Annotated in this window: 23 protein-coding genes; 11 read left to right on the top strand and 12 right to left on the bottom strand. The window is 72.3% G+C overall.

Annotation, left to right across the window (positions count from 1 at the left end):
- Positions 1-32: 32 nt before the first annotated feature.
- From I601_RS16290 to I601_RS16305, 4 genes are all read left to right on the top strand, one after another.
- Entirely contained in the window at positions 33-1577 is a 1545-nt protein-coding gene (locus I601_RS16290; RefSeq protein WP_068112019.1) for a helix-turn-helix domain-containing protein, read from the top strand.
- Positions 1578-1637: 60 nt separating this feature from the next.
- On the top strand, positions 1638-2495 hold the full coding sequence (locus I601_RS16295; protein ID WP_418303069.1) for a glycerophosphodiester phosphodiesterase family protein: 858 nt from the start codon (positions 1638-1640) through the stop codon (positions 2493-2495).
- Positions 2485-3888 (top strand): MFS transporter, encoded by a 1404-nt coding sequence (locus I601_RS16300; RefSeq protein ID WP_068112023.1) that lies wholly within the window; start codon positions 2485-2487, stop codon positions 3886-3888. The genes I601_RS16295 and I601_RS16300 overlap by 11 nt, the downstream gene beginning before the upstream one ends.
- Before the next feature lie 205 nt (positions 3889-4093).
- Positions 4094-4483 (top strand): RNA polymerase-binding protein RbpA, encoded by a 390-nt coding sequence (locus I601_RS16305; protein WP_068112027.1) that lies wholly within the window; start codon positions 4094-4096, stop codon positions 4481-4483.
- Positions 4484-4501: 18 nt separating this feature from the next.
- Here the strand turns inward: I601_RS16305 and I601_RS16310 are convergent, their stop codons facing one another.
- From I601_RS16310 to I601_RS16325, 4 genes are all read right to left on the bottom strand, one after another.
- Entirely contained in the window at positions 4502-5041 is a 540-nt protein-coding gene (locus tag I601_RS16310) for an FxsA family protein (protein ID WP_068112030.1), read from the bottom strand.
- Positions 5038-5844 (bottom strand): polyprenol monophosphomannose synthase, encoded by an 807-nt coding sequence (locus tag I601_RS16315; RefSeq protein WP_237089439.1) that lies wholly within the window; start codon positions 5842-5844, stop codon positions 5038-5040. The genes I601_RS16310 and I601_RS16315 overlap by 4 nt, the downstream gene beginning before the upstream one ends.
- Positions 5841-7424 carry an apolipoprotein N-acyltransferase gene (gene lnt / locus I601_RS16320; protein ID WP_084528180.1) on the bottom strand — a complete coding sequence of 528 codons (1584 nt, stop codon included), beginning with the start codon at positions 7422-7424 and terminating at the stop codon, positions 5841-5843. Before lnt ends, I601_RS16315 begins: the two co-directional genes overlap by 4 nt.
- Before the next feature lie 383 nt (positions 7425-7807).
- Positions 7808-8434, bottom strand: a complete 627-nt coding sequence (locus tag I601_RS16325; RefSeq protein ID WP_068112035.1) for a TetR/AcrR family transcriptional regulator — start codon at positions 8432-8434, stop codon at positions 7808-7810.
- Positions 8435-8504: 70 nt separating this feature from the next.
- Between I601_RS16325 and I601_RS16330 the strand changes: the two genes are divergently transcribed.
- The 6 genes from I601_RS16330 (at position 8505) to I601_RS16350 (ending at position 14566) form a co-directional block, all read left to right on the top strand.
- Positions 8505-9254: an enoyl-CoA hydratase/isomerase family protein gene (locus tag I601_RS16330; protein WP_068112038.1), complete on the top strand. Its 750-nt coding sequence runs from the start codon at positions 8505-8507 to the stop codon at positions 9252-9254.
- On the top strand, positions 9247-10782 hold the full coding sequence (locus tag I601_RS16335) for an AMP-binding protein (protein ID WP_068112041.1): 1536 nt from the start codon (positions 9247-9249) through the stop codon (positions 10780-10782). The genes I601_RS16330 and I601_RS16335 overlap by 8 nt, the downstream gene beginning before the upstream one ends.
- Positions 10779-12392, top strand: coding sequence for an amidohydrolase (locus I601_RS16340; RefSeq protein WP_068112044.1), 1614 nt, complete (start codon positions 10779-10781; stop codon positions 12390-12392). The genes I601_RS16335 and I601_RS16340 overlap by 4 nt, the downstream gene beginning before the upstream one ends.
- On the top strand, positions 12389-12883 hold the full coding sequence (locus tag I601_RS16345; protein WP_068112046.1) for a GNAT family N-acetyltransferase: 495 nt from the start codon (positions 12389-12391) through the stop codon (positions 12881-12883). Before I601_RS16340 ends, I601_RS16345 begins: the two co-directional genes overlap by 4 nt.
- Entirely contained in the window at positions 12874-13017 is a 144-nt protein-coding gene (locus tag I601_RS21215; RefSeq protein WP_157520227.1) for a hypothetical protein, read from the top strand. The genes I601_RS16345 and I601_RS21215 overlap by 10 nt, the downstream gene beginning before the upstream one ends.
- A gap of 82 nt (positions 13018-13099) precedes the next feature.
- A complete protein-coding gene (locus tag I601_RS16350; protein ID WP_068112049.1) occupies positions 13100-14566 on the top strand; it encodes a KamA family radical SAM protein in 1467 nt (488 codons plus the stop codon).
- Positions 14567-14929: 363 nt separating this feature from the next.
- Here I601_RS16350 and I601_RS16355 read toward each other — a convergent pair whose 3' ends face one another.
- Complete coding sequence (locus tag I601_RS16355) at positions 14930-15406, bottom strand: Lrp/AsnC family transcriptional regulator (RefSeq protein WP_084527718.1); 477 nt, start codon at positions 15404-15406, stop codon at positions 14930-14932.
- 61 nt (positions 15407-15467) lie between these two features.
- On the opposite strand from I601_RS16355, the gene I601_RS16360 reads away from it, so the two are divergent.
- On the top strand, positions 15468-16400 hold the full coding sequence (locus tag I601_RS16360) for a 5'-3' exonuclease (RefSeq protein ID WP_335582168.1): 933 nt from the start codon (positions 15468-15470) through the stop codon (positions 16398-16400).
- 149 nt (positions 16401-16549) lie between these two features.
- Here I601_RS16360 and I601_RS16365 read toward each other — a convergent pair whose 3' ends face one another.
- From I601_RS16365 to I601_RS16395, 7 genes are all read right to left on the bottom strand, one after another.
- Entirely contained in the window at positions 16550-19390 is a 2841-nt protein-coding gene (locus tag I601_RS16365) for a DEAD/DEAH box helicase (protein ID WP_068112054.1), read from the bottom strand.
- Positions 19391-19438: 48 nt separating this feature from the next.
- A complete protein-coding gene (locus I601_RS16370; RefSeq protein WP_068112057.1) occupies positions 19439-19876 on the bottom strand; it encodes a hypothetical protein in 438 nt (145 codons plus the stop codon).
- Positions 19873-20712 (bottom strand): twin-arginine translocase subunit TatC, encoded by an 840-nt coding sequence (tatC, locus tag I601_RS16375; RefSeq protein WP_237089440.1) that lies wholly within the window; start codon positions 20710-20712, stop codon positions 19873-19875. Before tatC ends, I601_RS16370 begins: the two co-directional genes overlap by 4 nt.
- 67 nt (positions 20713-20779) lie before the next feature.
- Entirely contained in the window at positions 20780-21085 is a 306-nt protein-coding gene (locus I601_RS16380) for a Sec-independent protein translocase subunit TatA (protein ID WP_068112061.1), read from the bottom strand.
- Between the two features lie 75 nt (positions 21086-21160).
- Positions 21161-22183, bottom strand: coding sequence for a helix-turn-helix transcriptional regulator (locus I601_RS16385; RefSeq protein ID WP_068112065.1), 1023 nt, complete (start codon positions 22181-22183; stop codon positions 21161-21163).
- Entirely contained in the window at positions 22180-23184 is a 1005-nt protein-coding gene (locus I601_RS16390) for a helix-turn-helix transcriptional regulator (RefSeq protein ID WP_068112067.1), read from the bottom strand. The genes I601_RS16385 and I601_RS16390 overlap by 4 nt, the downstream gene beginning before the upstream one ends.
- A 62-nt stretch (positions 23185-23246) precedes the next feature.
- Complete coding sequence (locus I601_RS16395) at positions 23247-24347, bottom strand: FKBP-type peptidyl-prolyl cis-trans isomerase (protein ID WP_068112070.1); 1101 nt, start codon at positions 24345-24347, stop codon at positions 23247-23249.
- Positions 24348-24439: the final 92 nt, after the last annotated feature.

Genomic DNA, 24439 nt, shown 5'->3' on the forward strand with positions numbered 1-24439 from the left:
GCGCTATCTCATATGTGAGTTACCGTCGACCAATGAGCGATGAAGCAACCAGCAGCGAGGGCTACAAAGGCCGCATCGGCAACCTGATCCGCGACGCCCGCAAGCACCGAGGGCTGACCCAGCACCAGCTCGCCGAGCTGCTCGCGACCAGCCAGAGCGCGATCAACCGGATCGAGAAGGGGCACCAGAACCTCTCCCTCGAGATGCTCGCGCGCATCGGCGCCGCCCTCGACTCCGAGATCGTCGCGCTCGGCGCCGGTCCCACGCACCTGCGCATCAACGGCCCCACGACGCTGTCGGGCTCCATCGAGGTCAAGACCTCGAAGAACGCCGGGGTCGCGCTGCTGTGCGCCTCGCTGCTCAACCGCGGGCGTACGACGCTGCGCAAGGTCGCGCGCATCGAGGAGGTCAACCGCCTGCTCGAGGTCCTCGGCAGCCTGGGGGTCCAGACCCGCTGGCTCAACGAGGACAACGACCTCGAGATCATCCCGCCCAAGACCCTGCGCCTGGACGCCATCGACGAGGCCGCCGCCCGGCGCACCCGCTCGGTGATCATGTTCCTGGGTCCCCTGCTGCACCGCTCCGAGTCCTTCGACCTGCCCTACGCCGGCGGCTGCAACCTCGGCGAGCGCACCGTCGAGCCGCACATGTCGGCGCTGCGGCCCTTCGGGCTCGAGGTCAAGGCCACCGACGGCAACTACCACGCCAGCGTGGACCGCGCGGTCTCGCCGGTGCGGCCGATCGTGCTGACCGAGCGCGGCGACACCGTCACCGAGAACGCGCTGATGGCCGCGGCCCTGCACCCGGGCACGACGATCATCCGCAACGCCTCGTCGAACTACATGGTCCAGGACCTGTGCTTCTACCTGCAGCGCCTCGGCGTGCAGGTCGAGGGCGTCGGCACCACGACGCTGACCGTCACCGGTTGCACCGACATCGACGTCGACGTCGACTACGCGCCCTCCGAGGACCCCATCGAGGCGATGTCGCTGCTCGCGGCGGCGATCGTGACCAGCTCGACCATCACCATCCAGCGGGTCCCGATCGAGTTCCTCGAGATCGAGCTGGCGACCCTGGAGGAGATGGGGCTGCGCTACGACCGCACCGAGGAGTACGTCGCTCGCAACGGCCACACGCGCCTGGTCGACATCACCACCCGGCCCTCGACGCTGCACGCCCCCCTGGACAAGATCCACCCGATGCCGTTCCCCGGGCTCAACATCGACAACCTGCCGTTCTTCGCGGTCATCGCGGTGGTCGCCACCGGTCAGACCCTGCTGCACGACTGGGTGTACGAGAACCGGGCGATCTACCTGACCGAGCTCACCAAGCTCGGCGCCCAGGTCAAGCTGCTCGACCCGCACCGGGTGATGATCGAGGGCCCCACGCACCTCTCCGGCACCGAGATCGTCTGCCCGCCGGCGCTGCGACCGGCCGTGGTGATCCTGCTGGCGATGCTGGCCGCCAAGGGCACCAGCGTGCTCCGCTCGACCTACGTCATCCACCGCGGCTACGAGGACCTCGCCGCGCGGCTCAACGAGCTCGGGGCGAGCATCGAGACCTTCCGCGACATCTGATCGCCGGCCCGCCTGGTGGGTCTGCCCCACCAGCGGGCCGTCGGAGGCGATACTGCTGCCGTGACCTCCCCGTCGACCGGCTACGCCTACCTGGACCGGGTGCTCGATCCCCCTGGCGGCGTGCTGGCGATGGCCCACCGTGGCGGTGCCTTCCACCCCGAGGTGGAGGGCCTGGAGAACACGATGGCTGCCTTCGAGCACGCCGTCGAGCTCGGCTACCGCTACCTCGAGACCGACGTGCACGTCACGCTCGACGGGGTGCTGCTGGCATTCCACGACAACGTCCTCGACCGGGTGACCGACCGCTCGGGGGCGATCGCCGAGCTGACCCTCGCGCAGGTCCGTGAGGCCACCGTGGGCGGGCGCGAGCAGGTGCCCACCCTCGCCGAGCTCTTCGAGCGCTTCCCGCAGGCCCGCTTCAACATCGACATCAAGTCGCAGGGCGCCGTGGCCGCGCTGGCCGACTTCGTCTCCGCGCACCGGGCCTGGGATCGCGTGCTGGTCGGCTCGTTCTCCGCGAAGCGGCTCGCGGCCTTCCGACGGCTCACCGAGCACCGGGTGCCGACCTCCGCGCACCCGTGGGAGGTGCTGGCCTTCTGGCTGCTGCCCAGTGGACGGCTGGCGCGCCGGCTCACCCGCGGGCGGCCCGCGGCGCTGCAGGTCCCGCACCGCCACCGCCTGCCCGGGGTCCCCGCACGCACCCCGCAGCGCTGGACGATGCGGGTGGTGACCTCGGGCCTCGTACGCCGCGCGCACGCCGGCGGGGTCCACGTGCACGTCTGGACGATCGACGACCCCGACGAGATGCGCGAGCTCCTCGCGCTGGGGGTCGACGGCCTGGTCACCGACCGCACCGACGTGCTCCGCGACGTGCTCCGTGCGCGCGGGCAATGGGAGGAACCCCGAGATGACACCTGACCCCGCGACGTCCGGCTCCGCAGGAGCCACGACCACACCGCCCGGAGGCCCGGCGGTCCCCCCGACCGGGCGCGCCCGGTTCGGCTGGCCGGTCTACGCCTGGGGCCTGTGGGACTGGGGCTCAGCGGCGTTCAACGCCGTCATCACCACCTTCGTCTTCAGCGTCTACATCACCTCCGACGACTTCGGGCCCAACGCCGACACCAACCTCGGGTGGGCGCTGGCCGGGGCCGGGCTGCTCGTCGCGGTCTTCGCCCCGATCACCGGTCAGCGCGCCGACCGCTCCGGGCGCCGCGGCTTCTGGCTCGGGGTCAACACGATGCTCGTCGTGGCGGTCTCCGCGGCCCTGTTCCTCGTCCAGCCCTCCGAGGACTACCTCTGGCTGGGCCTGGTGCTGCTGGCCAGCGGCAACATCTTCTTCGAGTTCGCCTCGGTGAACTACAACGCGATGCTCAACGAGATCTCCACGCCCCGCACGGTCGGGCGGGTCTCGGGACTGGGCTGGGGCCTGGGCTACATCGGCGGCATCGTGCTGCTGCTGGTCGTCTACTTCGGCCTGATCAACCCCGAGGTCGGCCTCTTCGGGATCACCAGCGAGAACGGCATGGACGTGCGGGTGAGCATGCTCGTGTGCGCCGTGTGGACCCTGGTGTTCTCGCTGCCGGTGCTCATCACGCTGCGCGACGACAAGGCCGAGCGGACACCGCGCGGCCCGCGGGTGGGCATCGCCGCGTCCTACCGGCACCTCTTCGCCATGGTGCGCGACCTGTGGCGCACCGACCGCAACACCGTGCGCTTCCTGCTGGCCTCCGCGGTCTTCCGCGACGGTCTGGCCGGGGTCTTCACCTTCGGTGGCGTCCTGGCGGCCGGCACCTTCGGGTTCAGCGCCGGCGGCGTGATCATCTTCGGTGTCGCCGCCAACGTGGTCGCCGGCCTGGCCACGATCGGCTTCGGCGTCCTCGACGACCGCCTCGGACCCAAGCGCGTCATCGTGTTCGCGCTGGTGTGCATGATGATCGCCGGGGTGGCGATCTTCTTCCTGCACGCCGGTGGCAGCACCATCTTCTGGATCTTCGGCCTGATGCTCGCGGTCTTCGTCGGCCCGGCGCAGAGCGCCTCGCGCACCTTCCTGGCCCGCCTCATCCCCGAGGGCCACGAGGGCCAGGTCTTCGGCCTGTACGCCACCACGGGGCGGGCCGTGAGCTTCCTGGCGCCCGCGGCCTGGTCGATCTCGATCGCGATCGGGGCGGCGGTGACCGGGGTCGCCGACGGCGACGACGCGCAGTACTGGGGCATCCTGGGCATCCTGCTGGTGCTGCTGGCGGGGCTGCTCCTGCTGCTGCCGGTGCGCTCGCAGGTGCGCGAGGACTCCGCGCTGGCCCACCACGCCTGAGCGCACCCCGTGGCGAGGGTTCTTCACCCCTGGCGGCGATTGCCGGAATCTTTCCCGCCTCGCTACCGTTGATCACTTCGAGAGGACGGCTGCGACCGCAGCCGGGGATGGTCCGTGACCGGCGAGCGCGCCGCACGAGCAGGCCCCGGTCGTCGCGGCGGCTCTCGCACCGGCACGAGGGACACGACAGGACTGGAGGTGCCTCATGGCTGAGCGCACACTACGAGGAGCACGGCTCGGAGGCCAGAGCTTCGAGGACGAACGCGGCATCGAGTTCGCGGCACGTCAGCAGGTCGGCTACCGCTGCCTGCAGGGGCACGAGTTCGAGATCACGATGTCGGTCGAGGCCGACGTACCCGCGGTCTGGGAGTGTCCGCGCTGCGGCGCCGAGGGCGAGAGCACCTCGGGCATCGTGCGTGAGGTGAAGGCGGAGAAGCCCGTGCGCACGCACTGGGACATGCTGCTGGAGCGGCGCTCGGAGAAGGAGCTCGAGGAGATCCTCAAGGAGCGCCTCGACCTCTTGCGCGGCGGCAAGATCGGCCCGGCGCACCTGCACCGCGCCAACGCCAAGAAGCGCGCTGCCAAGTCCATCTGATCCGTCACGGACCCAGCGTCAGTCGGACGAGTCGTCCGGCCCGTCCACCACGTCGCCCCGGACCACCGGCCCCGAGCCCGGTCCGGGGCGATGTGCGTCTCCGGACCCGCCCGGGGCTCCCGGCCAGCGTCGGATCGTCACCGGGACCAGGCGGGCCGCCACCATGCGGGTCAGCAGCCCGCGGAACAGCGGCCGGGTGACCGGGAGCACCAGCAGCGCGCCGAGGGCGTCGGTGACGAAGCCGGGGGTCAGCAGCAGCGTGCCGCCGACGAGCACCAGCCCGCCGTCGGCCAGCTCCTTGGCCGGCACTCCCCCACGAGCCAGGGTGTCGCGCAGGGCCCGCCAGGCGCGCGCACCTTCGCGGCGTACGACGAACGCGCCCAGCACGCTGTCGACGACGAGGAGCAGGATCGTCCAGCCGGCGCCGATGAGCTGACCCACCTGGATGACCATGTAGAGCTCGAGCAGCGGCAGCCCCACGAAGAGCACCAGCAGCACCCACCCCAGGCCCCCGCGTCGGCGGGGGGCGCGGCCTGCTGCTCCGGCGCTCTGGCTCATGAGGGGTCTCCTGTCGTCGTGCGGGCGCGGGTCGTGGACCGGTCTCGGCGCAGCAGCCGGGCCGCCTGCTCGCGGCGCTCGGTGAGCCCCCACGCGGTGATCCGCTTGAGTGACTCGAGCGCGACGGAGCCGCTCATCTTGGAGTCCCCGCGCACCCGCTCGACGAACTCGATGGGAACCTCGCGCACCACCAGGCCCGCGCGCAGCATCCGGACCACGAGGTCGGTCTGGAAGACGTAGCCGGCCGAGCGGACCGAGTCCAGGTCGATGGTCTCGAGGGCCGAGCGGCGGAAGAGGCGGAAGCCGGCGGTCGCGTCGCGCACCGACACGCCCAGCAGCACCCGCACGTAGAGGTTGCCGCCTCTCGAGAGCGCCTCGCGCCGGCGCGGCCAGTTCACGACCGAGCCGCCCGGGACCCAGCGCGAGCCGATCACCAGGTCGGCGGGGGCCGCCGGGTCGTCGAGCGCCGCGAGGAGCCGGTGCAGCTGCTCGGGCTGGTGGGAGCCGTCGGCGTCCATCTCGCCGATGACCTCGTAGCCGGCGGCGAGGGCCCGCGCGAAGCCGGCGCGGTACGCCGCTCCCAGACCGCCCTTGGCGGTGCGGTGCAGGACGCTGACGCGGGGGTCGGCCGCGGCGAGCTCGTCGGCGAGGTCGCCGGTGCCGTCGGGCGAGTTGTCGTCGACGACCAGGACGTCGACCTCGGGCTGGGCGGCGTGCAGCCGTCCGACGATCCAGCGCAGGTTGTCGACCTCGTCGTAGGTGGGGACGACCATCACCACCCGCGAGCGGGGTCCGGTGCTCACGGCTGCTCCGCCATCGTCTCGGCTCCTCGTCGTGGCTCCTCGGCGCCACCTGCTCCCTGTGCCGGGGTGCGTGCCTGCTCCGCCCGGTCCCTGCGGGCGCGACGATACGGGAGCAGCGCCGCGACCAGGGCGATGAGGGTGAGCGTCACCGCCACCTGCCAGGGCCAGCGGGCCAACCGGACGGCGGGCGTGAGGCCGCTGCGCAGCTCGACCTCCTCGACCAGCACCTCCGTCTCCCGCACGCCGGCGGTCGCGACGACCTCGCCGTCGGGGCCGATGACGCCGCTGACGCCGTTGGTCGAGGCGACCACGGTGGCGCGGCCGGTCTCGATCGCCCGCAGCCGGGTCATCGCGAACTGCTGCAGGATCTGGTCGGAGAAGATGAAGGTGGCGTTCGACGTCTGCACGCTCAGCAGCTGCGCTCCCCGGGTGACCTGGTCGTGGATCGCGTCCTCGTAGGCGACGTCGAAGCAGATCGCGTCGGCCACCTCGGCGCCGCCGATGCTCAGGGGGTCCCGTCCGGTGCCGGCCAGCATGTCCCGTCCGATCCGGGCGAGCTCGCCGAAGTTGAAGTCCGCCACCGAGCGGAACGGGATGTACTCGCCGTAGGCCACCGGATGCCGCTTGGTGTAGCGCTCACCCGCACCGGTGACCGGGTCCCACACGATCCCCTGGTTCAGCACCGCCCCGGGGCCGCCGTCGACGATGGCGCCCACCAGCACCGGGACGCCGATCGCCTCGGTGGCCCGCCGGATCTGGGCCTGGGTCTCGCCGTCGCGGAAGGGGTCGACGGCGGTGGAGTTCTCGGGCCACAGCACGAAGTCGGGCGCGGGCACGCGCCCGGCAGCGACGTCGTCGGCCAGATCCACGGTGGCCTGTGCGTGGTTCTCGGTGACCTGTCGGTAGTCGTAGAGGATGTCGTTGCCCGGTCCGGGGACGTCGCCCTGCACCACCGCGACGGTCACGGCGCCGTCGGTGCGGGTCGTCCACGGCAGTGCCACCGCCAGGGCGACCGAGGCGACCACGACCCCGAGGGTGGCCAGCGCCACGAGCCGTGTGCGGCCTTGACCGACGAGCACGGCGGCCAGCGCCGCACCGGCCAGGGCGAGCAGGAAGGTGACACCGGCCATGCCGACGTACGGCAGGGCGGCGGCGACGGGGGTGTCGACCACGGAGAAGCCGAGCCGGCCCCACGGCATGCCGCTGAAGGGCCAGCCGCTGCGCCAGACCTCCATCGAGACCCACGCGGTGGCCACCCACAGCGGCCAGACGGGCAGCCGGGTGAGCAGCGCGACCGCGCTGCCGAGGATGCCGTAGAACAGCGCCTCGAGGAACGACAGCCCGAGCCAGGCGGCCATCGCCACCGTGGTCATCCAGTAGATGTGGACGTAGTAGAAGCCCACCCCGAAGGCCAGACCGACGACGAAGGCCCGGCGCAGGCCCAGGCCGCGGGTGAGCAGCGTGTGGGCCGCGACGCCGCCCGGCACCAGGAGCGGGACCAGGGCTGGGATCGCGAAGGGTTCGTAGGCCATCGCCAGGGCGACGCCGGCGAGGAGGGCGAGGACCGAGCGCTGGAGCACGGGCACAGGCTACGGGGCCGGCGTGCGAGCCCGGGACCGGTGCACGGCTGCGGGCGCAGAGGTACGGGAGGATCCGGGGCGCCTTCGGTCCAGCCCGGTGCGCGACCGGCTGCCGTGGCGGGCTGTTGTCTAGGGGGTCCAGGATCCTCCCGCGCCCGCTCTCGTGGGGCGGACCGACCTCCGCGAACAGTGACGGACAGGTGTTTGGCACCCCACCCTCCGACACGGCCACTCGGACGTCGGTCCGCCCGCCACGATCTGCACGAGCGGACGGCTCAGGTTGTCGCGCGGGGTGGGCGGTGTCAACCGGTCGCTGACCTGCGCGTTCATCTAAAGTCGCAGGTCAACGGTGGTCGACCGCGAGGGAAGTTCTCCCCGGGAATCTAGACCGGTCCCGGCGTGTCGGGCGCGACGCGCCGAGCGGGCGTCGTCGCCGGGTCCCCCACGACCCCGAGCAGCCGCAGGGCCAGCGCCGAGTACTCCTCGGCGAGCTCGCCCAGACCCATCCGGCCGGCCGGGTCGTACCACCGGGCCACGCCGCTGCACATCTCCAGCAGGGCGCGCCGCGCGATCGAGGCCGAGGTGACGGCGAAGTGGCCGCTGCCGACCCCGTCGTCGATGACCTGCTGCCACAGCGCCTCGTAGCGGTCGCGCAGCGCGACCACCTCCTGGCGCCGTGACGGGGACAGGGCGTGCACCTCGTCGTCGACCACCCGGGTCTCCAGGGGGCGTTGCGCGTGGCTGGTGACGTGCATCCCGACGAGGTCGGCGAGGCGTGTCGGTGCGTCGTCGGTGGAGCCGGCGATCTCCTCCCCCGCCCTGACCAGTCGTTCGAGGCTGGTGCGCATGAGGGTGACGAGCAGGTCCTCCTTGGTGCCCATGTAGTGGTAGAGCGTCGCGCTGGAGAGGCCGGCGTGCTCGGCGAGCTGGCGGATGCCGGTGCCGTGGAAGCCGCGCTCGGCGAAGAGCTCGAGTGCCGCGGCGTGCACACGCTCGCCCGTGGAGGTCATGAGCCTTATGCTATCGATCGATCGATCGAACCGCCACGCCGAGCGCGGCACGAGCACGAGGAGGACGCCGGTGCAGCCGGTCGAGTACGCACAGGACGGGCCCGTCGCCCGCATCCACCTCAACCGCCCCGAGCGGCTCAACGCCGTCGACGTCGACCTGACGCGTGAGCTGGCCTCGGCGCTGGCGCGCGCCGCCGGCGACGGCGCCCGTGCGGTGGTGCTGGCCGGCCGCGGCCGCGCCTTCTGCGCCGGGCACGACCTCAAGGCCGACCCGCTGGTCGAGACGCCGCTGCAGACCCGGGCCCGGCTGGAGGAGATCCAGGACGTCACCCGACTGGTCCGACGCTTCCCCGGCCCGGTCGTGGCCGCGGTCCACGGCTACGCGCTGGGCGCCGGCTGCGAGTTCGCGCTGGCCTGTGACGTCGTGGTCGCCTCCGAGGACGCCGTGTTCGGTTTCCCCGAGGTCTCGGTGGGGCTCTCGGTGACCGGCGGCATCTCCCGGCTCCTGCCGGTGCTGGTGGGGTGGGCCCGGGCCAAGGAGCTGCTGCTCCTCGGTGAGCGGGTCGGTGGGACCGACGCCGCTGCGATGGGCCTGGTCTCCCGCGCGGTTCCGGCCGGCACCCACGAGGACGTGGCCCTCGAGCTGGCGGGCCGGATGGCCCAGCGCCCGGCACTGGCGCTGTCGCTGGCCAAGCAGGTCCTCGACGGCGGGCTCGACGGGACGCTGGAGGAGGCGATGGGTCGCGAGGTCGAGCACGCGTTGCTCACCTCGCTGTCCGGTGAGGGCGACGCCCCGCGCGAGGGGTTCGGTCGTGGCTGAGGCCCCGCGCACCGAGCTGAGCCTGGTCGAGCACCTGCTGGGCGCCGCCGAGCGCTGGCCCGACCGGCCGGCGTGGACCTTCGACCTCGGCGCGGCCGGGCGCACGACCTGGACGTTCGCGCAGGTCGCCGCCGCCAGCGCGGCGTACGCCGGGGCGCTCGCGGAGCGTGGCGTCACCGCCGGCGACCGGGTCGCGGTGATGCTCGGCAACGTCGCCGACTCGCCCCTGCTCTGGCTGGCGCTGCAGCGGCTCGGTGCCGCGACGGTGCCGCTCAACGTCCGCTACCGCCACGACGACCTCGCCCACGTGCTCAGCGACTCCGAGGCCCGTCTCGTGGTGGCCGCACCCGAGCACCACGACCTGGTCCGCAGCACCGGCGGCGTGGCGGTGCTGGCCCCGCACGAGCTCGTGGCCGACCTCGGGACTGCGGCGGAGCGCTCGGCGGATGTCGTTGGTGACCAATCGACATCCGCGCGGCCCGACCCGGACACGGTCGTCAACGTGCAGTACACCTCCGGGACGACCGGCCGGCCGAAGGGCTGCCTGCTGACCCACCGCTACTGGACCACGCTGGGCGCATCGATGCTGGAGGAGTTCCCGCACCTCGACAGCGACGACGTGATGCTGACCGCCCAGCCCTTCCACTACGTCGACCCGCAGTGGAACGTGGCCACCGCCCTGATGGCCGGTGCCCACCTCGTCGCGCTCGACGGGTTCCACCCCTCGACGTTCTGGGCGCACGTGCGCGAGCACGAGGTCACCTACTTCTACTGCTTGGCCTCGATGCCGACCCTGCTGCTGCGGATGCCGCCGGACCCGGCCGACCGCGACCACCGGGTGCGTGCGGTGCAGTGCTCGGCCATCCCGCCGGCCCTGCACGCCGACCTCGAGGCACGCTGGGGGGTGGGCTGGTACGAGGCCTTCGGGATGACCGAGACCGGCGCCGACATCCGGGTCGGCGAGCAGGAGCACGCCGCCCTGGTCGGCACCGGTTGCCTGGGCCGGCCGGCGGCCCACCGCGAGGTGCGCGTGGACCCGACCGGCCAGCTCTGGCTGCGCGGGCCCGGCATGATGCGCGGCTACCTCGGCCTGGACTCCCCCTTCGACCCCGACGGCTGGTTCCCCACCGGTGACCTGGCCCGCCTCGACGACCAGGGCCGCGTCTACCTGACCGGACGGCTCAAGGACATGATCCGCCGCAGCGGCGAGAACATCGCGGCCGTCGAGGTGGAGGAGGTGCTGCTCAGCCACCCCGAGGTCCGCCTCGCCGCCGTCGTCGGCGTGCCCGACGACGTGCGCGGCGAGGAGGTGATGGCCTACGTCGTGGCGCCGGGCACCGACGCCGACTCGCTCGCCGCGTGGTGCGCCGCACGGCTGGCCCCGTTCAAGGTGCCCAGCCGGTGGGCGCTGCGGGAGTCGCTGCCGCTCACCGCCTCGCACCGGGTCGAGAAGGCGGTCCTGCGCGCCGAGACCGCCGCCCCCGGATCGCCCACCGTGCACACCGGGCCCGGGCGGGGCGCCCGATGAGGGCCGACCTGCTGCTGACCAACGCCCGGGTCCGGACCCTCGAGGGCCCGGGCCGCGCCGACGTGGCCCGCAGCGTCGCCGTCTGGCGCGACCGGATCGTCGCCGTCGACGAGGACGTGCCCGCGCACCGGGTCGTCGACCTCGACGGCGCCGTCGTCGCCCCGGGCTTCCACGACGCCCACAACCACATGGCCTGGTTCGGGCAGTCCCTCGAGGAGCTCGACCTGCGCCTGCCCACCCTCGAGGCCCTGTACGACGCCGTGGCCCGGCGCGCGCGGGAGCTCCCGGAGGGCGCCTGGGTGATCGGGGCCGGCTACGACGAGAACAAGATCGGGGCGCACCCGACCCGCGACGGGCTCGACCGGGCCGCCGGCGGACGCCGGGTCTGGCTGCGCCACACCTCGGGCCACATGTGCGTGGCGAGCAGCGCCCTGCTCGACGACCTCGGTCTCGCCGATGCCGCCGTCGACGTGCCCGGTGGGCGGGTGGTCGTCGACGCCGCCGGGCGACCGACGGGGCTGCTGCAGGAGCAGGCCCAGCACCTGGTCAACGCCCTGGTGCTGCCCTACCCCGTGACCGGGCTCGTCGACGCCATCGAGCGCGCCGGGCAGGTCTACCTGAGCCAGGGCCTGACCTCCGTGGTCGAGGCCGGTGTCGGCGGCGGCTGGATCGGGCGCAGCCCGGTCGAGGTCGCGGCGTACCAGGAGGCCCGGGCGCAGGGCCGGCTGCCGGTGCGCGTCGAGCTCATGGTCGCCGCGGACGCGCTGCGCCGCCTCGAGGGCCATGCCGACGACGACCTCGGCATCGGGCTCGACCTGGGCATCCGCACCGGTCTCGGCGACGACCGGCTGCGTCTGGGGCCCGTAAAGATCTTCTCCGACGGCTCCCTGATCGGGCACACGTGCGCGCTCAGCGAGGAGTTCTCCGACACCCCCGGCGAGAAGGGCTACCTGCAGGACGACGCCGAGGTGCTGCGGACCCGGATCCTCGACGCGCACCGCTCGGGGTGGCGGGTCGCCGCGCACGCCATCGGCGACGCCGCCATCGACCTGGTCCTCGACTCCTACGAGGAGGCGCAGCGCCGGTGGCCGCGGGCCGACGTGCGCCACCGCATCGAGCACTTCGGTGTCTCCCGGCCCGACCAGGTCGCCCGTGCCGCCGCGCTGGGCGTCGTCCCGGTGCCGCAGGGCCGCTTCGTGGGCGAGATCGGCGACGGGATGCTGCGTGCGCTCGGCCCGGCCCGGGCCGGGTGGGCCTACCGCTACCGCTCGCTCCTCGACGCCGGCATCGTCGTGCCCGGCAGCTCGGACCGCCCCGTGGTCGACGGCACCCCGCTGCGCGGCATCCACGACATGGTCAACCGACTCACCGACTCGGGTCAGCCGTGCGGGCCGGAGGAGGCGATCACCGGGCTGGAGGCGCTCACGGCCTACACGCTCGGCTCGGCCCACGCCTCGCACCAGGAGCACGAGCGCGGCAGCATCGCGGTCGGCAAGCTCGCCGACCTCGTCGTCCTCGACGACGACCCCGCCACCGTCGACGCCGGGGTGATCCGCGACATCGAGGTGCTGCGTACCTTCCTCGGAGGAGAGGTGGTGTGGCAAGCATGATCGGGCAGACACACGAGGACCACCCGCTGGTGCCGGCCGCGTCGCTGCGTGCCGACCAGCTGGGCCGGGTGCGCGACATCTACGACGAGGCGTTCCCCGAGGAGCTGCGGGTGCCCTTCGAGGACCTGCTGGTCGACCGGCTGCTGGTGCGCGTGTCCGGCTCCGGACAGCCCGAGGGCCTCGCGGTCGTCCGGGCCCTGGGTCCGACGGGCTGGACCTTCCTGCGCTACTACGCCGTGGGGGCCCGCGGTGGTGGCATCGGCTCGGCGATGCTCGACCAGCTCGCGGCCGCGCTGGCCCGCGAGGGCGGCTCGCTGCTGGTCTGGGACGTCGAGGACCCCGACGAGCCCGGCCTGTCCCCGAGCACGTCGAGGAGCACCTGCGCCGGATCCGGTTCTACGAGCGCAACGGCGCCGAACTGCTGCCGGTGGTGGAGTACCGCCCTCCCCACGACGGCGAGCTCGCCGGGCACGCCCCCGCGATGCGGCTGATGTGTCGCACCCTGGGCGCGTGGGTGCGCCCGCCGGTGGCCGACATCGTGCGCGGCGCCTACCGGTACCGCTACGGCCTCGACGGCGACCACCCCGCCGTACGCCGCACGCTGGAGGCCAGCGGACTCGTCTGACGCACCGCCCGAACAGACGTCGGCGGGAGATCTTCCGGCGTTTCATTCGACATGCCGGAGAATCTTCTGGCATCGTGGAGGCATGAGCATCGAGACCTCCATTGCCTCGCTGGTCGAGGACGCCTCCGGCCAGCCCTACCCCTACCGGCGCGTCGAGCTCGTCGAGCCCGACTGGACCCGCTTCCCGGGCTGGCGCGACGTCACCGCCGCCGACTGGGCCTCGGTGCAGTGGCAGCGGGCGCACTGCGTCAAGAACGTGCGCCAGCTGCGCGAGCTGATGGGCGACCTGATCGACGACCGGTTCTACGCCGACCTGGAGCGCGACCAGGCCGAGCGGGCCACGATGTCGATGCTGGTGCCGCCGCAGATGCTCAACACGATGGTGCCGCACGAGACGCCGTCCGGCCCCGGCTCGCTGACCGAGGCGTTCTACGCCGACCCGATCCGGCACTACATGCTCCCGGTGCTCTCCGACCGGCGCACCGACTGGGCCTCGCACCCGCACGCCACCCGCGACTCGCTGCACGAGCACGACATGTGGGCCACCGAGGGCCTGACGCACCGCTACCCGACGAAGGTGCTGGCCGAGCTGCTGCCGACCTGCCCGCAGTACTGCGGCCACTGCACGCGCATGGACCTGGTGGGCAACTCCACGCCCGTGATCGAGAAACTGAAGTTCGCCGGCAAGCCGAACGACCGGATCGGCGACATGCTCGACTACCTGCGCCGTACGCCGCAGGTGCGCGACGTCGTCGTCTCCGGCGGCGACGTGGCCAACATGCCCTGGCCCCGGCTCGAGGCGTTCCTGACCTCGGTGCTCGAGATCGAGAACGTGCGCGACATCCGCCTGGCCACCAAGGCGCTCGTGGGTCTGCCACAGCACTGGCTGCAGCCCGACGTCGTCGAGGGCATGTCCCGGGTGGCCGGGATGGCCCGCTCCCGTGGGGTGTCCCTGGCGATCCACACCCACGCCAACCACGCCCAGTCGATCACCCCGCTCGTGGCCGAGGCGTCGCGGGCGATGCTCGACGCCGGGGTGCGCGACGTGCGCAACCAGGGGGTGCTGCTCAACGGCGTCAACGCCGACCCGCACGCCCTGCTCGACCTGTGCTTCGCGCTGCTCGACGGCGCCCAGGTCATGCCCTACTACTTCTACATGTGCGACATGATCCCGTACTCGGAGCACTGGCGGGTCTCGGTCGCCGACGCCCAGCGCCTGCAGCACCACATCATGGGCTACCTGCCCGGGTTCGCCACGCCGCGCATCGTCTGCGACGTGCCGTTCGTGGGCAAGCGGTGGGTGCACCAGCTCGCCGACTACGACACCGAGCGCGGCATCTCCTACTGGACCAAGAACTACCGGACCTCCATCGAGGCCACCGACCCCGAGGCGTTGTCGCGCACCTACGAGTACTACGACCCGATCCACACCCTCCCCGAGGCCGGCCAGCGCTGGTGGGCCGAGCACGGGCGCCTCGACGAGTCCGCCCTCAAGGCCGCCGAGGTCGCCGAGGCCTCGCGGCGCACCGCCGCGCTGCAGGCCTACTGACCCTCGGTGCCACCGTGACGGCGGCGCTGCGGTCGAGGGCCGCGGCGCTGCCGTTTGGTCACCAACGACACCCCAACCTGCTTCCGGTGTGCCGTTTGGTCACCAACGGCACCCCAACCGGCTTCCGGTGTGCCGTTTGGTCACCAACGGCAACGGCAACGCCACCGGTGCCACGATCGAGCCCCCGGCTCAGGCCGGACAGGGTTGTGGCCTGGAGAGCGGGGTCCGGCGCAGCGACCGTTCGCGACCCGGGGACGCACCTATCGCGATGGACTTCACCCTCGGCGCGCAGGAGGTCGTCCCTCACCGACTCGCAGGGGTCCAGCCGGTCCCAGGACGCGGCGCTGCTCGCGCGGTGAGCCGTCAGGCCGGGTCGGGGTCCGCTGTGCCGGTGACCGGTCGGTTCTCGTAGTAGGTCGTGAGCACGATCGTGGTGCGTGTCGACACGTTGGCCGCAGCCCGCACCCGGGCGAGCAGGTCCTCCAGCGCTGACGGGGACGTGCAGCGCACCAGCAGCACGTAGGACTCTTCCCCCGCCACCGACCAGCAGGACTCGATCTCCTCGATGTGCTCGAGGCGGGCTGCGCAGTCGTCGGGCTGGGACGGGTCGATGGGGCGGATGGAGATGAACGCCGCCAGCGGTACGCCGATCTCGGCGTGGTTGATGGTCGCGCCGTAACCCTGGATCAGGTCACGCTGCTCGAGCCGCTTGACCCGTTGGTGCACCGCAGACGTCGACAGGCCCGTGGCCTTGCCCAGGTCGGTGAAGGACATCCGGCCGTCGTGGGCCAACAGCTCGAGGATCTTGCGGTCGGTCGGCTCGACACCGGGATGGCTCACGCCAGCAGCCTAGTGCCCGACGGGGTCGCGGCGTAGCGGCGTCCCCTGCAAGACTGCCGGCGTGACCCAGCAGCCCGGCCGCCTGATGCTCCTCGACACCGCCTCGATGTACTTCCGGGCCTACTTCGGGGTCCCCGAGATCCTGGCGCCCGACGGCACCACCCCGGTCAACGCCGTGCGCGGTCTCCTCGACTTCATCTCCCGCCTGGTCGACGAGTACCGGCCCACCGACCTGGTGTGCTGCTGGGACGACGACTGGCGCCCGCAGTGGCGCGTCGACCTGGTGCCGACGTACAAGGCGCACCGCGTCGAGGAGGAGGTCGAGACCTCCCCGGACGTGGAGGAGGTCCCCGACCCGCTCCAGGTGCAGATCCCGATCATCGGCGACGTGCTGGCGGCCTACGGGATCACGGTCGTCGGTGCCCCCGAGGCCGAGGCCGACGACGTCATCGGCACCCTGGCCACCGGCGCCGGGCAGCCGGTCGACATCGTCACCGGTGATCGCGACCTCTTCCAGCTCGTCGACGACGAGGCCGACGTACGGGTGCTCTACATCGCGCGGGGTGTGGGCAACCACGAGCGGGTCGACAACGCGTGGGTGCGGGCCAAGTACGACGTCGACGCGGCGCAGTACGCCGACTTCTCCACCATGCGCGGCGACGCCTCGGACGGACTGCCCGGGGTCAAGGGTGTCGGGGAGAAGACCGCCGCCACCCTGCTCGCCCGCCACCACGACATGGCGGGCATCCTCGCTGCCGCGGAGGACCCCGACTCCGGCATGGGGCCGGGACCGCGCGCCAAGATCAAGGCCGCCCTCGACTACCTGGCCGTCGCACCCGAGGTCGTCGCCGTACGCCGCACCCTCGACCTGGACCGCTCCGGCTTCACGCTGCCGCGCTCCCCCGCCCACCCCGAGGTCCTGGCCGAGCTGGCGGCTCGTTGGGGCCTGGACAGCCCAGTGGAGCGGCTGAACGGCGTGCTCGCCAGCCTCTGAGACACCCCGGGGACGGCCGCGGCCCAGCTGGCGCGTGGATCAGTGCCTGCCGTTTGGTCACCAACGACACCGCTGAGGCCCGATCGGCTGCGGTTGGTGACCAAACGGCAATCCCCGAGCCCCCACTTCGCCCCTGTCGCCGGGTGGGCCTACTCCTCGGTGAGCCCCGAGGCCGCCACGACCCCGCGCCGCATGGCGTCGATGGCGTCGCGAGCCGAGCGGCGCACGGGCGAGTCGCCGGCGGCCTGGGCGACCTGGCCGGCGAGGTCGAGGACCTGCTTCATCCAGCGCACGAAGTCGCCGGCGGCCAGCTCGCTCTCGCCGAGCACGTCGTCGAGGTCGTCGCCCTCGCACCAACGGTAGGCGATCCAGGCGAAGCCCAGGTCGGGCTGGCGCAGGTAGTCGAGCTTGTGGTCCTTCTCGAGCCGGTCCAGGTCACCCCACAGCCGCACCATGGCGCCGATCGCCTTCTTCGCGCCCCCGCCCGGGACCCGCGGCGAGGTGGCGTCGTCGGGGCGGCGGGCCTCGAAGACCAGGGTCGAGAGGGCAGCGGCCAGCTCGGAGGGGGTCAGCTCGTCCCAGACGCCCAGGCGCAGCGACTCCGCGGCGACGAGGTCCATGTCGGAGTACAGGCGCATCAGGTGCCGGCCCTGGTCGGTGACGACCGCGTCGGCGCCGTCGTCGCTGAGGTAGCCCAGCGCCGTGAGCACCTCGCAGACCCGGTCGAACTGGCGGGCCACGGTGTTGGTGCGCTGCTCCACGCGTCGCGCCAGGGTGGCGGCGTCGCGGTCGAGCTTGAAGTACCGCTCGGACCACCGCGAGTGGTCCTCCCGCTCGGGGCACTCGTGGCAGGGGTGCGCCTTGAGCTGGCGACGCAGGTCGGTGACCTCCGACTCCCACGCGCTGGGCTCGCCGGCGTGGGCGCGTCCCGGCGCGCCGGGAGTGCCGCGCAGGTGCTTGGGTGGCAGGTCGCGGGTGCGCATCCGCAGCTGGGCGGCCAGGTCGCGACGCATCTGGGGGTTGCGCGGGTTGAAGCTGCGCGACACCTTCAGGCGTGTCAGCGCCGCGATCGGCTCCGGGAAGTCGACCATCGCCAGGCGACGTGCCTGCTTCTCGAGCGTCACCACGAACGGGCGCGGTCCCTCGGGCGACCAGCCCGGGTCGATCACGACGGCGTACCCGGCGAACTTGCCGGTCGGCACCTCGATCACGTCACCGGGCTTGAGGTGGCGCAGCGACTCGACGGTCTCGGCGCGGCGGTCGTCGCGGCGCGCCTTGCTGGCGCCCTTCTCGACGTCGCTGATCCTGCGGCGCAGCGCGGCGTACTCCATGAAGTCACCGAGGTGGCACCGGGCGGCCTCGGCGTAGCCGTCGAGCGCCTCCCGGCTCTTGTGCAGCTGCCGAGCCAGGCCGACCACGGCCTTGTCCGCCTGGAACTGCGCGAAGGACTGCTCGAGGAGCTCGCGGGCGGTGTGCCGGCCGAACTGGTGCACCAGGTTGACGGCCATGTTGTACGACGGACGGAACGACGAGCGCAGCGGATAGGTCCGCGTCGAGGCCAGGCCCGCCAGCTCGCGGGGGTTCATCCCCGCCTGCCACAGCACGACGCCGTGGCCCTCGGTGTCCAGGCCCCGGCGCCCGGCACGCCCGGTGAGCTGGGTGTACTCCCCCGGCGTGATCGCGGCGTGGGTCTCGCCGTTCCACTTCGAGAGCTTCTCGATCACCACGGTCCGCGCCGGCATGTTGATGCCCAGGGCGAGGGTCTCGGTGGCGAAGACGACCTTGCACAGGCCCCGTTCGTAGAGCTCCTCGACGCACTGCTTGAACGCCGGGAGCATCCCGGCGTGGTGGGCGGCGACGCCGCGGGTCAGGGCCTCGAGGAAGTCGTGGTAGCCCAGGACGTGCAGGTCCTCGGCGCTGAGGTGGGCGCAGGCGCCCTCGACGTAGGTGTGGATCTCCGCGCGCTCGGCGGGACTGGTCAGGCGGACACCGGCGCTCAGGCACTGCTGCACCGCGGCGTCGCAGCCCACCCGGCTGAAGATGAAGACGATCGCCGGCAGCAGACCCTCGCGGTCGAGGCGGTCCACCACGTCGGCGCGGCTGGGGATCCAGACCCGGCGCCCGTTGCCCACCTGCTTGCCGCCCGACTGCTTGCCGGCACCCTGGCGACCCGGCTGCGAGCGTCCCCGCGGGGAGCGGCGGTCCTTGATCCGCGACGATGCCCAGTCGTCGCGGGCGATCTTGAGCAGGTCGTCGTTGACCGGGGCTCCCTCCTTGACGAAGCCGGCCGCGGCGTCGACGTCGGAGGAGGCGAAGAGGTCGAGCAGACGGCGTCCGACCATGACGTGCTGGTAGAGCGGGACCGGCCGCTTCTCCTCCACGATCGTGGAGGTCTCCCCGCGCACGGTCTCCAGCCACTCGCCGAACTCCTCGGCGTTCGAGACCGTCGCCGAGAGCGAGACCAGCGCCACCGACTCGGGCAGGTGGATGATGACCTCCTCCCAGACCGCGCCGCGGGAGCGGTCGGCGAGGTAGTGCACCTCGTCCATCACCACGAAGCCGAGACCACCCAGGGTCGAGGAGCCGGCGTAGAGCATGTTGCGCAGCACCTCGGTGGTCATCACCACGATCGGCGCCTCGCCGTTGACGCTGTTGTCGCCGGTCAGGAGGCCGACCCGGTCGGAGCCGTAGCGGTCCACGAGGTCGTGGTACTTCTGGTTCGACAGCGCCTTGATCGGGGTCGTGTAGAACGCCTTGCGACCGGTGGCGAGCGCGAGGTGGATCGCGAACTCGCCCACGATGGTCTTACCGGACCCGGTCGGGGCGGCCACCAGCACGCCGCGGCCCTCCTCGATCTCACGGCACGCCCGGAGCTGGAAGTCGTCGAGCGGGAAGGAGTAGAGGTCGCGGAAGTCCTTGAGGACGGGGTGCTCGCGGGTACGTCGGAACTCGGCGTACCGCTCCGACGGGGACAGCTCGTCGGTCGTCATGGTCCCAACCTACGTGAGCCCCGGTGCCGGGGCGTCGCAGCCTGCTGCTCAGACCCGCCCGGGGCCCGCGTCGCGGCCGATGCGCAGCAGCACCGCGTAGTGCTCCGCCGAGGCGCCCACGGCCTTGGCCAGGCGGCTCAGGGCGTCGAGGACGAGGTCGGCGTCGAAGGCGGTGCCGGGCACCGCCAGGGTCAGCCGGGGCCCCGAGCCGGTGTCGGCCTCGAGCAGCAGCACCTGTCCGTGGCGCCAGGCCAGGTGGGCGCGCGAGCGGGTGGCGTCGTCGATGACCGGGCGGGGGTACGCCTCGTCGACGGCCAGCAGGTCGCACGGGTGGCTCTGCTGGTCCCCGGCGCTCTCGAGGAGCCCGGTGACCCGGTGCCCGGTACGCAGCCCGGACCCGGCGCTCCAGGTCACGTCCCGCTCACCGAGCCACTCCGGGAGGTCGAAGGGGTCGACCTCGACGGGTGGGGCCTCCACGCCGCTCACAGCGGCGAGACCTCGTCCGGGGAGAGCCCGGCGTTGAGCTTGCGCTTGGCGCGGCGACGGTCGTTGAAGCGGGCGATGATCTCGGCGACGAAGAACAGCAGGACCATCGGGACCGCCATGAAGGTCATCGTGAACGGGTCCGCGGAGGGCGTGGCCACGGCCGCGAAGACGAAGATGCCGACGATGATCCAGGGCCGGTGCTTGCCCAGGCTCTTGCCGGACACGACCCCGGCGAGGTTGAGCAGCACCACGAAGACGGGGATCTCGAAGGCGATCCCGAAGACCAGCAGCGTGCGGGTGAAGAACTGGAGGTACTCGGAGAACTCCACGATGTTGACGATGCCCTCGGGGTTGAACCCGATCAGGATCTCCAGGCCCTTCGGCAGGGTCAGGTAGCCCAGCGCGATGCCACCGAGGAAGAGCGGACCTGCGATGGCCGCGAAGACCCGGGACCACTTGCGTTCGTGAGCGTGCAGGCCGGGCAGGATGAAGGCCCAGATCTGGTAGAGCCACACGGGGCTCGTGACCACCAGGGCGCTGAATCCGCAGAGCTTCAGGTACAGCAGCAACCCGCCGCCGGCGCCGCTGGTGGAGGGGAAGGTGACGTCGTCACCGAGCTTCTCCCGAGCGGTGTTGTACGGGCCCAGGACCAGGTCGAAGAGCGTGTCGAAGAAGAACAGCGAGACCGCGACGGCCACGACGAGGGTCAGCGCGACCTTCAGGACCCGTGCCCGGAGCTCCCGGAGGTGGTCGGAGAGCGCCATGCGCCCGTCGGCCCCGACGGGGTGCATCGGCTTGCCGATGAAGAGCTTGACGATCCCGGAGAGCGCTGGCACGAGGGCAGGGGCCTAACCGCGGTGAGGTCTGGGTGGGGTTGGGTCGGTGCTGGAGCGGCGGCGGATCTCAGCCGTGGTGCTTGTCGACCGGCGGCTGGGTGGGGTCCACGACGCCGTCGGTGCCGGCCTGGGTCGGGCGGGACGGGGGCAGCTCGGAGGGGGCCGGGTCGGGGGTCACGGTGGCCTGCTTGGCCTCGGTGGCCTTGTCATCGTCGTCGTCGCGCAGACCCTTGGTCTCGGACTTGAAGATGCGCAGCGCCTGTCCGGTGCCGCGAGCGAGCTCGGGGAGCTTGGCGGCTCCGAAGACGATGATGACGATGGCCAGGATGACCAGCCACTCAACGCCCTGGGGCATTCCGATCATGGGGGTCATGGAGCGTCCCTACCTTCTGTCGTCTCGGTGGTCGCGCGCCCGCCCTCGGGCCTAGCGGCACTGACCGTTTTCATCTTACGTGAGGTGTTCGTAGAGACCGAGCGTCCGGGTTGCCTCGGCGAGGAACGTGTCGGTGAACTCGTGGGGTACGACGACCTGGGCGTGCGGCGCGAGCCGGAGCAGGAGGCGGGTCAGCCAGCGCTCGTCGGCCACGACGAGGTCGACCTCCCAGTCGGCGTGCGGACCCTCCCCCGTCGGACGCACCCGCTCGACCGGGTAGTAGTCGACGACCCACCGGGCCGCCGGCGCGAGGAGCAACGTGGTCACGGTGGTCTCCGAGGAGCCGGCGAACAGACCCTCGGAGAGGTCGCGGGGCGGCTCGGGCTCGGTGCTGACCGGGCTGTCGAGGACCTCGGCGGCGCTGATCCGGTCGAGCCGGAAGAGCCGTGGGGCGTCGGCGCTGTGGCAGAACGCGTCGAGGTAGCTGTAGCCCTGGCCGGTGACGACACCGCGGGGGTCGACCACCCGCGCGGACTCCTCGTCGCGGGCGGGCACGAAGTAGGTCAACCGCACCTGGCGGTGGGCCTCGGCTGCCTCCTGGAGGCGACGGGCCAGGATCGCGGTGTCCACGTCGGCACCGCCCAGGCCGGGGTCGATGCGGGCCGCACCGGCTTCGGCGGCCGCGGCCTCGAGCTTGGCCAGCGCGCGGTCGACCACGGTGCGGGTGTCCGCGCCGGCGCCGTTGCGCAGGGCGCGCAGCGCCACGATCACCGCGCTGGCCTCGGTCGGGGTCAGCCGCAGGGGGCGGGCCAGGTAGTCCGCGTTGGAGACCCGGATCACCCCGTCCCCGCCGGGCTCGAGGGCGTCGAGGTCGACGTCGATCAGGTCGTCGGGGTAGCCGCCGGGCAGTCCGCACATCAGCAGGACCTTGAGGTCCTTGAGCAGCTGCTGCGGGGCGACCCCGAGCGCGTCAGCGGCCTCGTCGAGGCGCACCGCCTCGCGGGCGTGCAGGTAGGGCACCAGGGTCAGCAGCCGGGCGACCTGGTCCTTGGCGCCCGAGGCGGCCTGGCGCGTCGCCGCGCCGGTGTCGTCGTTCATCGCTGCGCTCCCGTCGAGCTGGTCGGGTCGTGCGGGGCGCCGGTGGCTGCTCGCAACCGGGCGAGGACCTCGGCGCGCAGCGCCAGCGGCTCCTCGACGAGCACGGCGCTGCCGTGCCCGAGCACCTCGTCGGCGAGCCCGAGGCCGCTGCGGGTCAGCACCACCCGGTCCCACAGCGTGGCGTCGTCGGGGCCGACCACATCGGTCTCGACGCTGTCCGCGCCGCGACGCAGCAGGTGGCCGGCGCCGCGCCGCACCAGCAGCGTGGCGGCCTCGGGGGCGGGCTCGGGGGCCAGGCGTCGGGTCAGGGCCTGCAGGTCGGTGCCGGGCGGGACGTCGTACGCCGCCGCGGCCCCCTGCTTGCGGGCCTCGCCCTGGACGCGCGAGAGCCGGAAGACGCGCTCCTCACCGCGGTCGGTGTCCAGCCCCACGACGTACCAGCGTCCGGAGTGGCGGGCCACGCCCCAGGGCTGGAGGTGACGAGTGGCGACCTCGGTGCTGCTGGCGGTGCGGTACTCGAAGGCGACCTCGGTGCGGTCCTGGGTGGCCTCCCAGAACACGTCGAAGGACGGCTCGTCGGCGCTGAGGCGCGGCTCCACGATGTCGAGGGCCGAGACGTCGACCTCCACGCCCGAGGCGGTGAGCTTGCGCACCGCGTCGGTGGTCGCCTCGGCGAGCCGGGCGTGCTGCCAGACCCGGGTGGCCAGGCCGATCACGGCCGCCTCGTCGGCCTCGAGCGCGATCGGGGGCAGGCCGAACTGGTCGGGCTGGATCCGGTAGCCCGGTTCGTCGTCGAAGTAGGCGTCGATGTTGCCGACCTCGATGGGGACCCCGAGGCTGCGCAGCTCCTCCTTGTCCCGTTCGAACATCTTCTCGAACGCCTCGTCGGAGGAGCCCGGGTAGAGGATCGAGCGGATCCGCTGCTTGGCCACGAAGTGCCGCTGGACCAGCAGCATGATGAGCAGGTTCATCAACCGCTCGCTCTTGCGGACCGCTGCCATGCCACCTCCTGGTGCTGGGTCGTGCCGGGTCGTGGTCCTCGTGCCGTGGCGCCGTCAGCAGGTCACTGCTCGGCGGGGCTCTCCTGATCGCTGGGTGCCTCGGAGACCGCCGGGCTCGGGGTCTCCGACTGGCCCTCGGTGACCTCGGCCTGAGCGTCGGCGGCAGCCTTCTTCGCTGCCTTGTCGGCCTCGTCGGCCGCGGCGGTGCGCGGCGCCACGCCCAGGATCTCGATGAGGAAGTAGAGCGTGTCGGTGCCCTTGATCTTGGCGCCCTCGTTGCCCTCGGGGCCATAGCCGAGCTCGGGCGGGACCGCCAGCCACACGCGGCTGCCGACCGTCTGGCCCGAGAGGCCCTGGACCCAGCCCGAGATGACGCCCCCCTGCGACGCGGGGCGCAGCGGGAAGGCCGCGGGCGCGCTGTCGAAGCTGGTGTCGAACGGCTTGGGCTTGGCGTAGACCGAGCCGATGTAGTCGACCATCACCGTGTCGCCCTTGCGGACCACGGGGCCGCCGCCCTCGACGACCGTCTCGACCTGGAGCTCACCGGTGGGCTTGGGGATGCCCTTGAAGAGCATCGACTGCGGGACGCCGTCCTCGTCGAGGACCAGGTCGGGGGCGATGCCCTCGCCCTCCTCGGCCTGGGGCACGTCGACGGGCATCGGACCCAGGACGTCGATGACCAGCAGCAGGGCGTCCTTGTTGTTGACGTCGAGGGCCGGGTTGCCGACCTCGCCGAAGAGCTCGGAGGACTCGAAGCCGACGGCGACGCGCGCGCCGACCTGCTCGCCGACCAGCGCCTCCGCGAAGATGTCGGGCAGCTCCTCAGCATCCAGGTCGAGCACCTCGGGGGCGTCGTCGGCGTAGGTGCTGATCGCGGTCTTCCTGGTGTAGCCGTTGCTCAGCACGTACTGCACGAGCACCGCGCTGTCCTCGGTGATGTCGACGCCCTCCCCCTCACGCAGCACCTCGGTCTCGAGGTCGCCGGTCTGGGTGACCTGCTCGTTCCAGCTGACCTCCGGCTGCTCACCGGCCTCGCCGGTGACCTCCACCGCGGAGATGACGCTCTGCTCGTTGTCGGAGCCGTCGGAGCCGCACGCGGCCAGGGCCGGGATCAGCAGGGCGGGAACGAGGAGGGCCAGCGGCCGTCCGGGGCGTCGCAACACCGGTACATCCTTCACATCACGGGCATGGAGGCGGACCAGCGCAAGCACCGGTCCGACGAGCACCCTAGCGGCCCCGGCCCACGCGGATCCGG

This window comes from Nocardioides dokdonensis FR1436 (genome assembly GCF_001653335.1).
GTDB classification, from domain to species: domain Bacteria; phylum Actinomycetota; class Actinomycetes; order Propionibacteriales; family Nocardioidaceae; genus Nocardioides; species Nocardioides dokdonensis.